The following is a 14,863-nucleotide window of genomic DNA, read 5'->3' as shown; positions in this document are numbered from 1 at the left end:
GCGTCTTGTAAACCATTTCAAAGTGTGATAGAATGAAAAAACATCTTAAAAAGATAGGAAAAATTATGGCAAATATGTATTACGATGAGAATCCTGATAGTGCTCATGACATTCATGAATTAAAGGTCACTTTACTAGATAAGCCATTTGTGTTTTTGACAGATTCGGGTGTCTTTTCGAAAAAAATGATTGACTTCGGGAGTCAAGTCTTATTAAAATCGTTGCATTTTAAAGAAGGTGATAGCTTATTAGACCTTGGGTGTGGCTATGGGCCTTTAGGAATTAGTCTAGCCAAGGTCCAACAAGTGGAAGCAACTTTGGTTGATATTAATAACAGAGCTGTTGATTTAGCGCTCAAAAATGCAGCTAAAAACCAGGTTGAGGTTAATGTGTTTCAATCTAACATCTACGAAAATGTTAGCGGTTATTTTGATCACGTCATCAGTAACCCGCCTATTCGAGCAGGAAAAAAGGTTGTTCACGAAATTATTGAAAAAAGCATTGAATTTCTGCATCCTAAAGGTGACTTGACTATTGTGATTCAAAAGAAACAAGGGGCACCAAGTGCCATAGAAAAAATGAATGCCATTTTTGGAAATGTCGATATTATCGCAAAAGACAAAGGTTATTATATTCTAAGGAGTGTTAAAGATGAGAACAGTTGATTTAATTCAAAAAAAGCGAGATGGTAAGGAACTTTCTACTGAGGAAATTAACTGGTTAGTGACAGGCTACGCTAACGGAAGTGTTCCGGATTATCAGATGTCTGCATTTGCCATGGCTGTTTATTTCAAAGGCATGACAACGCGTGAAACCCGTGATTTGACAATGGCGATGGTGGAAACAGGAGAGCAGATTGATTTATCAGCTATTGCAGGAATCAAAACTGATAAACACTCTACTGGTGGTGTGGGAGATAAAGTAACCCTCATACTAGCACCTCTTGTGGCAAGTTTTGGCGTACCAGTTGCAAAAATGAGTGGAAGAGGGTTAGGCCATACTGGAGGCACCTTGGATAAGCTAGAGTCTATCAAAGGGTTCCAAATAGACCGTACCCAGGAAGAATTTATCAACCAAGTACAAGAAATAGGGCTTTCTGTTATTGGGCAATCAGATAAACTCGTTAAAGCCGATAAACTTCTCTATGCCCTTCGTGATGTAACAGCTACAGTCGATATCATCCCACTCATTGCAAGTTCAGTTATGAGTAAAAAAATAGCTGCTGGAGCAGATAGTATTTTGCTGGATGTGACAGTGGGTGATGGCGCCTTTATGAAAACGATTGAGGATGCTGAAAAGCTATCGAGATTGATGGTTGATCTGGGCAAAGAAGTCGGGCGTAAAACAGTCGCTGTGATTACCAACATGAGCCAACCATTAGGGCGTGCTATCGGTAATCGTCTAGAAGTGTTGGAAGCCATCGACATCATGCAAGGTAAAGGACGAGAAGACATCACGCACTTTATCTGTGAATTGGCACAGCTGATGCTCGATTTAGCTGGTGTTAAACAATCACTTGAAGACATTTACGAACAATTGACTAAAGGTCCAGCCTTAGCAAAATTCGAAGAAATGATTGCATACCAAGGCGGCGATATCAGTGATCTTTATCGTGAATCACAAGCTTTAGTGAAAACAGAAATTATTGCATCTGAAGATGGTTACATCACAGAATTACCAGCCTTGGATTTTGGCTTATTTGCTATGAGATTAGGTGCAGGTCGAGCGGTCAAAACAGATCCTTTGGACTACGAAACAGGTATTGTGTTTGATAAAAAAGTTGGAGACCCTGTTGCTAAGGGAGACCGCATTGCGATAATATTTTCACAAGAAGTTTTAGAGGAAAAACTGCTTACAGAATTTGAAAAAAATGTTAAAATAGGTGTAACACAATTTGTACCTAAAGAGATTATCAAAGTTGTTTCCTAAGGAGGAATATTGAGAATGACCATTAATAAATATATTGACCACACCTTGCTGAAGGCAGACAGTGTTAAATCACAGTTTGACCAATTGCTTGACGAAGCAAAAACATATGACTTTGCGAGCGTTTGTGTGAATCCTAGCTGGGTAGCGTATGCTGCAGAAGCTTTGAAAGATTCAGATGTCAAAGTTTGTACCGTTGTAGGCTTCCCACTTGGTGCAACCACATCAGCGACAAAAGCTTTTGAAACAAAAGACGCTATTGAAAAAGGTGCCGATGAAATTGATATGGTTATCAATATTGGTCTTTTAAAACAAGGTGATTATCAAGCTGTTGAAGACGATGTTCGTGCTGTTGTCGAAGCTAGTGGCGATCATTTAGTCAAAGTGATTATCGAAACAGCTTTGTTGACAGATGACGAAAAAGTCAAAGCGTGTCAGTTAGCTGTTAAAGCAGGTGCTGACTTTGTGAAAACATCTACTGGCTTCTCAACTGGAGGTGCGACGGTATCAGATGTTAAATTGATGCGCCAGACAGTTGGACCTGATGTCGGTGTCAAAGCTGCAGGAGGAGCACGTTCGTTAGAAGATGCACTAGCCTTTATTGAAGCAGGTGCTACTCGTATTGGAACGTCTGCAGGAGTAACCATCATGAAAGGTGAAACAGCAAATGGTGGCTACTGATTTAATTTCTTTGGCAATTGCTGCAAGTAAAAATGCTTACGTCCCTTATTCTCATTTTCCGGTAGGTGCAGCACTAAAAACAAAAGATGGTCATATTTACACGGGATGCAATGTTGAAAATGCCAGCTTTGGATTAAGCAATTGTGCGGAAAGAACGGCTATTTTTAAGGCAGTTTCGGAAGGCCATCAACAGTTTTCTGAAATTGCCATCTATGGTGAAACCCAGTCGCCGATTTCGCCTTGTGGAGCTTGTCGTCAAGTGATGTCAGAGTTTTGTGATGCAACAACTCCGGTAACCTTGATTGCTAAGGATGGTCGCACTGAAACACGAACTGTGGGTGACTTACTGCCTTATTCCTTTACAGATTTGTCATAATCTGACTTTATTTCGTTATCTAGCCATAAGGCTTTATATATTCTTTCAGCAGTTTACTTGCTAGAAACATTTTTAGGAGGGTTCATATTCATGAACAAGAAATTTATTGGTATTGGTTTGGCTTCTGTCGCTTTATTAAGTTTGGCAGCTTGTGGTAATCGTGGTGCTTCAAAAGATGCGCACAAAGGCAAAACTGATTTGAAAATTGCTATGGTTACTGATACTGGCGGTGTTGATGATAAATCATTTAACCAATCAGCTTGGGAAGGATTACAAGCTTGGGGTAAAGAAAACGGTCTTAAAAAAGGTGCTGGTTTTGATTACTTCCAATCAACAAGTGAATCTGAGTATGCAACAAATCTTGATACTGCCGTTTCAAGTGGTTACAAAGCCATTTATGGTATTGGATTTGCCTTGAAAGATGCTATCAGTAAAGCAGCTTCTGATAATAGCGATGTAAACTTTATTATTATTGACGAAGTCATTGATAACAAAGATAACGTTGCGAGCGTGACGTTTGCTGATCATGAAGCAGCTTATCTAGCAGGTGTCGCTGCAGCTAAAACTACTAAAACTAAAACCGTTGGTTTTGTTGGTGGTATGGAAGGCACAGTTATCACACGTTTTGAAAAAGGATTTGAAGCAGGGGTTAAATCTGTAGACAAATCAATCAATATTAAAGTTGACTATGCTGGCTCATTTGGCGATGCGGCTAAAGGGAAAACAATTGCTGCCGCACAATATGCAGCAGGTGCAGACGTTGTTTATCAAGCAGCAGGCGGAACTGGAGCAGGTGTTTTCAACGAAGCAAAAGCTATTAACGAAAAACGCGATGAAGACAACAAAGTTTGGGTAATCGGTGTTGACCGTGACCAAAAAGGTGAAGGAAATTACACTTCTAAAGATGGTAAGTCTTCAAACTTTGTCCTAGTATCTTCTATCAAAAAGGTTGGTAAATCAGTTCAGTTGATTAATGCTCAAATCGCAAAAGGGAAATTCCCAGGTGGTAAAACAACAATCTACGGTCTAAAAGACGGTGGAGTTGATATTGCAACAACAAACCTTTCTAAAGAAGGCATCAAAGCTGTTAAAGAAGCTAAAGACAAAATCAAATCTGGTGACATTAAAGTTCCTGAGAAATAATTACAAGAAAAGGGCGACCTTTGTCGGTCGCTTTTTTTGAACTGAGATAACTTTTATCTCAGTAAAGCTTGTGACACATGACAAGCTTTACTGAAGTAAAAGATTGATATTGAAAGGAAAATTACCTTATGACACAGCATGTCATTGAAATGAAAGAAATCACGAAAAAATTTGGTGATTTTATTGCAAATGACCATATTAATTTAAATGTCAAAAAAGGCGAAATCCATGCACTATTGGGAGAAAATGGTGCTGGTAAGTCGACGTTGATGAACATGCTAGCGGGTCTTTTAGAGCCGACTAGTGGGGAAATTGTTATTAATGGGAAATCTGTTGCGATTGATTCTCCGTCAAAATCTGCACGATTAGGTATTGGGATGGTTCACCAACATTTTATGTTGGTTGAAGCATTTACTGTTGCCGAAAATATTATTTTGGGAAATGAAGTCGTTAAAAATGGTTGCCTTGACTTAAAACAAGCAAGTCAAGATATTAAAGAGCTTTCTGAAAAATATGGCTTGTTTGTAGACCCTTCTGCAAAAGTAGCTGATATTTCAGTTGGAGCACAACAGCGGGTTGAAATCTTAAAGACCCTTTATCGTGGTGCGGATATCCTGATTTTTGATGAGCCAACAGCAGTGTTGACACCGTCAGAAATTCAAGAGTTAATGAATATTATGCGCAACCTTGTCAAAGAAGGTAAATCGATCATTTTAATCACTCACAAACTGGATGAAATCAGAGCAGTAGCTGATAGAGTGACCGTTATCCGTCGCGGTAAGAGCATCGAAACTGTTGATGTTGCAGGAGCAAGCTCGCAAGACTTGGCTGAAATGATGGTGGGACGTTCAGTATCCTTTACCACTGCTAAAAAAGCGGCTGAGCCAAAAGAAGTTGTTCTCTCTATAAAAGATTTAGAAGTAGCAGAGAATCGTGGTGTCTTAGCCGTTAAAAACTTATCTCTTGATGTTAGAGCTGGTGAAATTGTCGGCATCGCTGGTATTGATGGTAATGGGCAATCAGAACTGATCCAAGCCATTACTGGTTTGCGTAAAGTCAAATCAGGTTCCATTAATATCAAAGGCAAGGAAGTGACCCCTCTAACCTCTCGTAAAATCACAGAATTATCTGTTGGACACGTGCCTGAGGATAGACACAGGGATGGTTTAGTTCTCGATTTGTCCTTAGCAGAGAACATTGCGCTACAAACCTATTATAAAGAACCACTGAGCAAAAATGGGATTTTAAACTATAGCAATATCAATGACTATGCTCGTCAACTGATGACGGAATTTGATGTGCGTGGCGCAAATGAACTGGTTCCCGCTCGAGGTTTTTCAGGTGGTAACCAGCAAAAAGCAATTATTGCTCGAGAAGTTGATCGTAACCCAGACCTACTGATTGTTAGCCAACCGACTCGTGGATTGGATGTTGGTGCTATCGAGTACATCCATAGACGCTTGATTGAAGAACGTGACAAAGGCAAGGCAATTCTTGTTGTGAGCTTTGAGCTTGATGAAATCTTGAATTTATCTGATCGTATAGCAGTTATCCATGATGGTAAGATTCAAGGAATCGTTTTACCAGAAAATACCAATAAGCAAGAATTGGGTATTTTGATGGCAGGTGGCTCAGTGGACAAGGAGGAAAGTCATGTCTAAAAAAGCACAAAAAATTGCAGTGCCAGTAATTTCGGTTCTACTAGGATTTTTACTAGGCGCTCTTATCATGTTTATCTTTGGTTATGACCCAATTTGGGGATACGAAGGTTTATTCCAAATTGCTTTTGGAAGCATCAAAAATATTGGTGAAATTTTTAGAGCCATGGGACCACTTATTCTAATTGCCCTTGGCTTTACAGTTGCCAGTCGAGCAGGTTTCTTTAACATCGGATTATCTGGTCAAGCGTTAGCGGGTTGGATTGCTGCAGGTTGGTTTGCACTTATCAACCCTGATATGCCTCGTCCAATGATGATTATTATGACTATTTTGATTGGTATGATCGCAGGCGGTATCGTGGGAGCTGTTCCGGGAATCCTTAGAGCTTATCTAGGGACAAGTGAAGTTATTGTCACCATCATGATGAACTATATCATCTTATACATTGGTAATGCCATTATTCAAAAAGGCTATCCTGATCATGTGAAACAAAGTATTGACTCAACAATACAAGTTGGTGATAATGCGACTTATCAGAGTCAATGGTTATCTGATCTGACGAATAATTCACGTTTAAATATCGGCATTTTCTTTGCCATTATTGCCATTGCAGCTATCTGGTTCTTATTAAACAAAACAACATTAGGTTTTGAGATTCGATCAGTAGGTTTGAACCCTCATGCTTCAGAATATGCGGGGATGTCATCTAAACGTACCATTATTTTATCAATGATTATTTCAGGAGCTTTAGCAGGTCTTGGAGGTGTGGTTGAAGGACTCGGGACATTTGAAAATGTCTTTGTACAGGGAAGTTCACTAGCTGTTGGTTTTGATGGGATGGCTGTTAGTTTATTAGCTGCTAATTCACCTATCGGCATTTTCTTTTCATCATTCCTATTTGGAGTCTTAAACATTGGTGCTCCAGGAATGAATATTGCTGGTATTCCACCTGAGTTGGTTAAAGTCGTGACTGCTTCTATTATTTTCTTTGTAGGTTCTCATTACCTTATTGAACGTTACATGATTAAACCTAAAAAGCTTACGAAAGGTGGTAAATAAGATGAGTTTAGTAACTATTTTTGGATTATTGGTTTCTTCAATGCTTATTTATGCCACTCCATTGATCTTCACAAGTATTGGTGGTACCTTTTCTGAACGTTCAGGAGTTGTTAACGTTGGTCTAGAAGGTATTATGGTAATGGGAGCTTTTTCAGGGATTGTCTTTAACTTGGAATTTGCAGAAACCTTTGGAAAAGCAACTCCTTGGATTGCTGTTCTAGTCGGTGGGATTGTTGGTTTACTCTTTTCTTTGATTCATGCTGTAGCGACAATCAATTTTAGAGCTGACCATATTGTTAGTGGAACGGTTCTTAACCTTTTGGCTCCATCTTTAGCTGTGTTCTTAGTTAAAGTTATCTATGCTAAAGGTCAGACAGACAATATCCAACAGTCTTTTGGTAAATTTGATTTTCCGATTTTGTCAAAAATTCCAATTATTGGAGACATCTTCTTTAGAAATACCACATTAATTGGATACTTAGCTGTGGCTTTCTCTTTCTTAGCTTGGTTCATTCTATATAAGACAAGATTTGGCTTGCGTTTGCGCTCTGTCGGCGAACACCCACAAGCAGCAGATACGCTTGGTATTAATGTTTACTTGATGAAATATTATGGGGTTATGATTTCAGGTCTCCTAGGTGGGATTGGTGGTGCCATTTATGCACAATCAATTTCTGTTAACTTTGCCGTTACCACTATATTAGGACCAGGATTCATCGCCTTGGCAGCAATGATTTTCGGAAAATGGAATCCAGTTGGTGCGATGCTATCAAGCTTATTCTTTGGCTTGTCACAAAGTTTAGCAGTTATTGGCGGTCAGCTACCGTTATTGGAAAAAATTCCTACTGTTTATTTGCAGATTGCACCATATCTGTTTACTATTATGATTTTAGCAGCCTTCTTTGGAAAAGCCGTTGCTCCTAAGGCTGATGGTATTAATTACATCAAATCAAAATAAGACACATTAACAAAGCAGCGAATCTACTCTCCAAAAAGGAGAGAGGTGAATATTTTTATTTCGCCTGTCTATGGAAGATACAAAAATTAGATAGTTTAAAGTAAACGAGAACATTTTGATATGTGTTCTCGTTTTTTATTTTCAGAAGGTCATTATGCAAAGAGAAGGACAATTAGAGAGAGGTGTAGAGCCATTTAAACAGGAAAAAAACTAAATGATAGTATGAACTAGAATAATTTAACAAAAAAATCTATAGTATTTTTTCTTTTTTGAGTTTTTATATAATATTAGAAAATTCCCCAAATATTTGGTGTATAAATGCTTGACGTGTGCTTATTATAATATTATAATTTGTTTAAAAATGAGGTTTTAATTATTGTTGATTTTTCGAACAGTTTTAAATAAAGTTCTACTTATTTCAAGTTCTCAAACAAATGTTAAATATTATAAATAGGTATTTTTTATATAAGAAAAGAAATATCCGATGTTAAAAATTAAAATAATAATTGGAACAACTCTTGCTATCTTAGTATTTTCTATAGCGCTTCCTGTCTTAGCTGTATCTCATCGTGGCGCTGAGTGGACTTATGGCGGTCACCATGATCCAAATAATTGGGTAACAATTTCAAATTATTACCACCGTTCAAAAAATCATTGGTCTTATGTCGGAAGTACAACACGAAACAGACAACAAACTGCTTTTACTGTCGCAGCCAGAACATCTTATGCTTTTATTAATACAGCTTTAGGTGAAAATGTTGTATTTGATGCAGGATGATAAAACCCTAGTAAGTTATCGTAGTACTATTAAATAAAGAAAAGTATATAAAAAGTGGGCGGGCTTGGTCCCGCCCGCTTTCAGAATGAGAGGACTTTATGAAAAGAGTTTTTATCCTTTTATCTAATTTACTTGTTAGTCTCTTTTTAGTGTGGGTCATTACCATCTGGTCGGATACTTATGTTTCTTATTATTATCCTAGTGTTGCGGTAATGGATGCTTCATCTGATGTTACTTTTGATGAGGTTGCTGAACGTTTAGAAAGACTGGCACAAGAAACAGATAGTCTTATTGCTATTCAGCATCAAGAAACTGGACCAGACGGAAAAGCAGTCTTTTCTTATACAAAATTTGGGACTGGAAAATTACCAAGAGGGCTTACTGAAAAATCACTGGGAGATTCTAAAAATAGTAGTACTTTGACTAACTATTTTATCTTTAATGGTCATTTGGACTTGGATTTGTTAAGAACAGAATTAAATGATGTAGGATTGACGAGAATTTATTTGACTAATCCCTCTTTTTTCACTCGGTTAGCTTCTACACTAGGTAATGGTTTTCAACTAATCGGATTATTGATTTTCTTCTTAACCTTTGGAGCACTTAGTTTAATTAGTCAAATTCGTGCGTTAAGGACAGCTGGTATTCGTTTGATTTCTGGTGAAAGATGCTGGCGAATTTTTGTGAGACCATTTGGTCAAGACCTGATTAATGCCTTGATAGGTCTAGTAGCTAGTTTTATTTTAGTCATTAGCCTAAAAATAGTGGTTTCAATTCCTTTGATTGTCTTTTATAGTATTGGCGCTAGTCTAGTTCTCTATAATCTGCTATTGCTGGCTATTTCCTTGTTTTTCACCAGTTTATTTGCTGTCGGGATTAAAAAAGTCCACTTGATGCAGGTTATCAAGGGACAAATTCCGGTCAGAGGGATTATAAGCCTGATTTTAATCGGTCAACTTTTAGCGGTCATCATTGTTTCTATTGGTGTTAGTCGAACACTGATTTATTCACAAGCTTTTCAACAACAAGATAAAGGACATGAGATTTGGCAAAAAGAAAATCAGTTAGTCGCCTTGAGTTTTGGGCGTCAGGCAGCTTCGATAAGCTATGACGAAGAAACGGTTGAAAAAAAGAAAACTTGGTTCCAAGTGATTGATCAAGCAGTTGAAGAACAAAGCGCCATTCTTTCCAGACACTATCTCGTTGAACAAGGAATGCAAAGTAGTCACGCCGTTTCATCCTTTCATGAGAATTATGAACCTGAAGGCAATGTCGTGATTGTTACTCCCAACTATTTAAAACGGCAAGATATCCCAGTGGCGCCTGAAATTGAAAAGAAAATCAATCAATTAGATGTTGGTGAGTTTGTCCTTTTATTACCTGATAAGCTTCGTCCAGATGAAACTCATTATAAAACAGTCTTTGAAGACCAAATCACTAATTTGATGGCTAGTGAGGATAGTCGTCAAGAAATGCAAGCAACAGTTTCTTATGTGGAAAGTGGACATCAGCGATTCGTCTATAACACAACTCCTCTATCGTACCAACAGTTTCTTAGTGATCCGATTATCATTGTTTTAACACCTCATTCAACCGGTCAACAATCTTACTCTTTCTGGGAGGAATCACTACAGTCCTATTTCTTTTTTGATAATTTAGGAGACACTAAATCTTTGATTGCAGAACATGGACTTAAAAACTGGATTTCTGAACTTCAGACAGGTTATCATATCCATCAAACCTTATTAGATAATATGCAAAGAGAGGTTTGGTTAATGACTGCTGGAGCAATATTAGGCATTTTAACATCTATTTTGCTCTTTCATACAATGAATCAACTGTATTTTGAAGAATTTAGACGAGATATCTTGATTAAACGTATAGCAGGCCTTCGTTTCTTAGAAATTCATAAAAACTATCTATTAGCACAAATAGTTGTTTTCTTGCTTGGTTTTCTTGGAAGTGTTTTTCTAGCAACGAATATCATGATTGCTTTCTTGGTACTGTTATTGTTTGTTGGCATTTCTGTGATACAACTCTCTCTACAAATGAAGAAGGAAAATCAAATGTCAATGCTTATTTTGAAAGGAGCCTAAGATGATTCGATTAGAAAAGGTTGGCAAACAGTTTGGTGAACGTGTCTTATTTTCAAATCTTTCCATGACTTTTGAAACTGGTAAGGTCTATGCCTTGATAGGTTCAAGTGGTAGTGGCAAAACAACGCTTATGAACATGATGGGTAAACTTGAAAGTTATGATGGCACTATCTTTTTTCGTGATAAGGATTTGAGCAAATATAAACCTGGTGACTTTTTCCGTCATGAGTTGGGTTATTTGTTTCAAAATTTTGGTCTGATGGAAAGTCAGACCATAGAAGAAAATCTAAAGCTAGGTCTCATTGGTCACAAACTAAGTAAGGCTGAACAGCACAAGAAAGAGAAAGAAGCCCTAGAGCGTGTTGGCTTGTCTTATCTCAGTCTGAACAAGAAAATTTTTGAGTTATCTGGAGGTGAATCACAGCGTGTTGCCTTGGCTAAGGTTATTCTCAAGGATCCTTCGTTTATCTTAGCAGATGAACCGACAGCATCAATTGACCCTGAGACTGCTAAAGTTATTATGGACATTCTTCTCTCATTGAGAAATGAAAATAGACTCATTATTATTGCCACTCATAATCCATCCATTTGGGTAATGGCAGATGAGATTATTACCATGGATAACTTGTGAATGGCAGTAGATACTATTACATGTTTAACAATAAGAATATGATTATTGTTGCATTAGTGAAAGGATTTTAAAAGGTTTCAACCGTTCATGAATTATCGTGGTCAGTTTTTAGCTTTTTAGGTTCATTGTCAATTGTAGTGGGTAATAATGTTACAATAAAAACAGATAAAGAAACATAAAAATTTAATTTTTATGAGTTGTTAAAACTCAGATCGTTTTATACTGTCTAAAATTCACTTTAGTTGATAAAAAAATAGTAAGAACATGATAACCATTCATAGAATTGAACAAAGGAAATTTCAAGGAAATAGCTATATTGTTGATGATTAGAAAAGGAATAGAAAACATGAGTCTAAAAACTGATATCTTGGAATCTTGGATTATGGTAGAACATATTTCAGAAGGTAATATAAATATAAATGATAAAAAAATAATATCCTTTACAGAACTTGAGAATGACAACTATTATAAATTATTAAATAATGAAATAAAAAAATGTGGTCATTGTGTTAAAAATAATGAGAATAAAAAGAAGGAAAAAGAAGGAATTGTTATTTATTTTGACATTTTTAATTTTAACGAGATCCTTGATTTATTTAGAAAAAAACATCGATTACAAAAAGCAGACCAGAATATAGTGGTAAGCAATAAATTTTCCTTTGCCCTATACTTCGATAAGAATCTTCAACTAATTAGCGATAAAACATTCTTATCAGCAAGCTATTATATTAGACATTTTGAAAAAATTCCAAGGGAATTAGACTTTCATCAATTTGAAGAAGAATTTAAAAAGAGTGTAGATGAGTTATTTCGATTTCCTGAGAGTGATGAAACTGATATTATCACTCAATTTAATGAAGCCATGTCAAAGTTTTTGATAAGAAATGATATTAGTATAGACAAATGTTACATGAAAGTATTGGAAAATTTGGAAACGGATGCTACTAATTTACATTCTTTTTTTATTAATGATTTAGAAACAGCTAAAAAAATAGAAACCGAAAATTTAAATCATTATATCTTGGGGGCATCACGAAATCGTATTGATTTGAACAGTAGAAAAGAATCAAGTGAATTTAATCCGAAAGTATTTGATGCAATCTTGCAACCTCGTAATTATCCCTCTGGTAGGTATCCCAGTAAAACAAAATATAATCTTTCATTAATGCAACAAGTAGCGGTGAATTTGGCAAATGGATATGACGATCAACAAATGAGAAGCGTCAATGGACCACCTGGAACAGGAAAAACAACCTTATTACGCGATATTTTTGCTCAATTGATTGTAGAACAGGCACTTGATATCTCTGTTTTGCCAAATAAGTATCTCCAAGGAACACATAAAACAAAATATTGGGATAATGCTTCAATTGGGATAATGCCTGACGCGATAGCAAAAAATGGAATAGTAATTACTAGTTCAAATAATGGAGCAATTCAAAATATTGTGAATGAACTCCCACTTTTGTCTGAAATTGATAAAGCATTTCAAACTGATATTAAAGAAGTAGATTATTTTAAAGAAATTATAAACTCAAAAATTTCGTCAGAATGGTCTAAGACTAGTAATGGTAAAACATATGAGAAATTGGAACGAGAAGCTAATCTAGAAACGGAAAAATTCTGGGGTTTAATGTCAATTGAAGGTGGTAAAAAAGAAAATCTTACCCACATTAACACTGTTTTAAAGCATGTTATCAATGATTTAGAAATGGCATATCAGTCAGATGATAAGATTTATGATGTTTTTAAAAGGCGATATGATGAACTAGCATCATATAGGGATAAAAAGCAAAAAATTTACGAAGAAATATCCAATTTAAATGCTCTGAGAGAGAAATTCGCTATTGAAAAAGCAACTTTTTCAGAAGAATTACTTGATAAAAAAGAGTCATTAAAGGCTGAAAACAAAAAAATGAGGAGACAGTTGCACAAAAGCAGTTAGAACTTTATAAACTTCAAAAGCAAGCACAAGAACTTTTGCAAGAATCCAAAGAGTTGAAGGAAAAAAATGATAGCATAAATCAGAGTATAGTTGCTTTAAATTTACAAAAACCAGGTTTCTTTTCTAGAAGAAAAATCAAAAAAACTTTAAAGAAAAGCTAGAAACCTATTCAAATCAACTTCAAGAAGTTATTTTCAGAGAAAGAGAAACTAAAGGAAAAATATCAAAAATTAATAAAAACATTGAAAAACAAAAACAGGATATAGAGAAAAATCAACAACAAATAGAGAAAAACTTTAACTCTTATCAAAATTGGCAACGAAAAGAAGAAAATAATCTTTTGCAAATAGAAACCAGTATTTTACAATCTGAACAGAAAATAGACAAGGTAGATGCTAATCCATTAGATTTTAATCAGACTTATGATTCTTTACAGCTAAGTAATCCATGGTTTGATGAAGAATACAGAATACTTCAATCTAAATTGTTTATTACAGCATTAAGGGTCAGAAAACAATTTTTATATGACAATCTTAAAAATATAAAAGCTGCACGAAGAATTTGGAAAAAGCAGAAGAATCACTTAGATAATAAAATTGTTATTTTTGAAGCTTGGAACTGGATTAACATGGTTATTCCTGTTATTGGGTCAACTTTTGCAAGTTTTTCAAGGATGTTTGCCAATTTGGATAAAGAGACTATAGGTCATTTGTTTATTGATGAGGCAGGTCAGGCATTACCTCAAGCAAGTGTAGGGGCCATTTTTAGAAGTAGATATGTTATGGCTGTAGGCGATCCCTCTCAGATAAAACCTGTTTTAACTTTAGACTCTGGTGTTTTAAACTTTTTAATTGACTATTATGGTATTTCTCAAAAGTATCTATCAGAGAATTCATCAACGCAAACTATGCTTGATGCTGTCAGCCAATATGGTTTTTATAAAGATAGCAACAAAGAAGATTGGATTGGAATTCCTCTATGGGTACATAGAAGATGTCAACATCCAATGTTTGATATCTCTAATGCTATTTCTTATGGAGGCAATATGGTTCAAGGTATAAATAAAAATGGTCATTCTCAATGGATTGATATTCCCGGATTTGCAACTGACAAATATGTTAATGAACAGGCTAAATTTCTCAAAGAGAAAATTAAAGAAATGATAAGTGAAAATCCTGATATTGTAGATAAAACGAAGAAGGATCTCATTTATGTTATTTCACCTTTTAAGAATGTTGCTAACCGTTTAGCTAATATATTAAATGATAAAGACATAAAGTTTACCCGTTTTGGTGCTAATAAAAAACCAACTAATGTAGGAACTGTACATACATTTCAAGGCAAAGAAGCTCCAATTGTGTTTTTAGTTTTAGGAGCAGACAATACAAGCAAAGGAGCTGCTAATTGGGCAATGGGAACTAATCATCCCAATATTATGAATGTTGCAGCCACACGAGCTAAAGAAGAATTTTATATTATTGGTGACAAGACATTGTATTCTGGTTTAAAAAGCGATGTAATAGATAAGACACTTAAGGTGATTAAAAATTTTAATTTGCAAAACTAAGAATGTAAGTTAGTTATGTATAGTTGCTTAATGGTATCAATGGT

13 protein-coding genes are annotated in these 14,863 nt (G+C 35.8%); all 13 read left to right on the top strand.

All coding sequences use genetic code 11. From position 1 onward, the window contains the following. Positions 1-65: 65 nt before the first annotated feature. The 13 genes from AKK44_RS00905 to AKK44_RS08565 all read left to right on the top strand — a co-directional run bounded on the left by AKK44_RS00905 (position 66) and on the right by AKK44_RS08565 (position 14,819). Positions 66-665 (top strand): class I SAM-dependent methyltransferase, encoded by a 600-nt coding sequence (locus AKK44_RS00905; RefSeq protein WP_054278153.1) that lies wholly within the window; start codon positions 66-68, stop codon positions 663-665. After that, complete coding sequence (locus tag AKK44_RS00900) at positions 652-1,929, top strand: pyrimidine-nucleoside phosphorylase (RefSeq protein WP_054278117.1); 1,278 nt, start codon at positions 652-654, stop codon at positions 1,927-1,929. The genes AKK44_RS00905 and AKK44_RS00900 overlap by 14 nt, the downstream gene beginning before the upstream one ends. A gap of 15 nt (positions 1,930-1,944) precedes the next feature. Next, positions 1,945-2,607, top strand: coding sequence for a deoxyribose-phosphate aldolase (gene deoC, locus AKK44_RS00895; RefSeq protein ID WP_054278116.1), 663 nt, complete (start codon positions 1,945-1,947; stop codon positions 2,605-2,607). Next, entirely contained in the window at positions 2,594-2,983 is a 390-nt protein-coding gene (locus AKK44_RS00890) for a cytidine deaminase (RefSeq protein WP_054278115.1), read from the top strand. The genes deoC and AKK44_RS00890 overlap by 14 nt, the downstream gene beginning before the upstream one ends. A 90-nt stretch (positions 2,984-3,073) precedes the next feature. Beyond that, positions 3,074-4,126 (top strand): BMP family lipoprotein, encoded by a 1,053-nt coding sequence (locus tag AKK44_RS00885; RefSeq protein WP_037595022.1) that lies wholly within the window; start codon positions 3,074-3,076, stop codon positions 4,124-4,126. Positions 4,127-4,254: 128 nt separating this feature from the next. After that, positions 4,255-5,787, top strand: coding sequence for an ABC transporter ATP-binding protein (locus AKK44_RS00880; protein WP_054278114.1), 1,533 nt, complete (start codon positions 4,255-4,257; stop codon positions 5,785-5,787). After that, entirely contained in the window at positions 5,780-6,844 is a 1,065-nt protein-coding gene (locus AKK44_RS00875; RefSeq protein ID WP_054278113.1) for an ABC transporter permease, read from the top strand. The genes AKK44_RS00880 and AKK44_RS00875 overlap by 8 nt, the downstream gene beginning before the upstream one ends. 1 nt (position 6,845) lies before the next feature. Continuing rightward, positions 6,846-7,802: an ABC transporter permease gene (locus AKK44_RS00870; protein ID WP_037595019.1), complete on the top strand. Its 957-nt coding sequence runs from the start codon at positions 6,846-6,848 to the stop codon at positions 7,800-7,802. A gap of 484 nt (positions 7,803-8,286) precedes the next feature. Continuing rightward, the gene (locus AKK44_RS00865) at positions 8,287-8,580 is read left to right on the top strand and encodes a lactococcin 972 family bacteriocin (protein WP_054278112.1); all 294 of its coding nucleotides are present in this window, start codon (positions 8,287-8,289) and stop codon (positions 8,578-8,580) included. A 98-nt stretch (positions 8,581-8,678) separates the two neighbouring features. Beyond that, complete coding sequence (locus tag AKK44_RS00860; protein WP_054278111.1) at positions 8,679-10,676, top strand: DUF1430 domain-containing protein; 1,998 nt, start codon at positions 8,679-8,681, stop codon at positions 10,674-10,676. 1 nt (position 10,677) lies between these two features. After that, complete coding sequence (locus AKK44_RS00855; protein ID WP_054278110.1) at positions 10,678-11,307, top strand: putative bacteriocin export ABC transporter; 630 nt, start codon at positions 10,678-10,680, stop codon at positions 11,305-11,307. A 322-nt stretch (positions 11,308-11,629) separates the two neighbouring features. Continuing rightward, positions 11,630-13,252, top strand: a complete 1,623-nt coding sequence (locus tag AKK44_RS08570; protein WP_082385487.1) for an AAA domain-containing protein — start codon at positions 11,630-11,632, stop codon at positions 13,250-13,252. A gap of 340 nt (positions 13,253-13,592) precedes the next feature. Continuing rightward, positions 13,593-14,819 carry a DEAD/DEAH box helicase gene (locus tag AKK44_RS08565; RefSeq protein WP_330218221.1) on the top strand — a complete coding sequence of 409 codons (1,227 nt, stop codon included), beginning with the start codon at positions 13,593-13,595 and terminating at the stop codon, positions 14,817-14,819. Positions 14,820-14,863: the final 44 nt, after the last annotated feature.

Origin of the sequence: Streptococcus phocae, assembly GCF_001302265.1 — a bacterium.
GTDB lineage: Bacteria > Bacillota > Bacilli > Lactobacillales > Streptococcaceae > Streptococcus > Streptococcus phocae.
The sequence above is the reverse complement of the archived record's forward strand: the minus strand, read 5'-3'. Positions and strand labels throughout refer to the sequence as shown.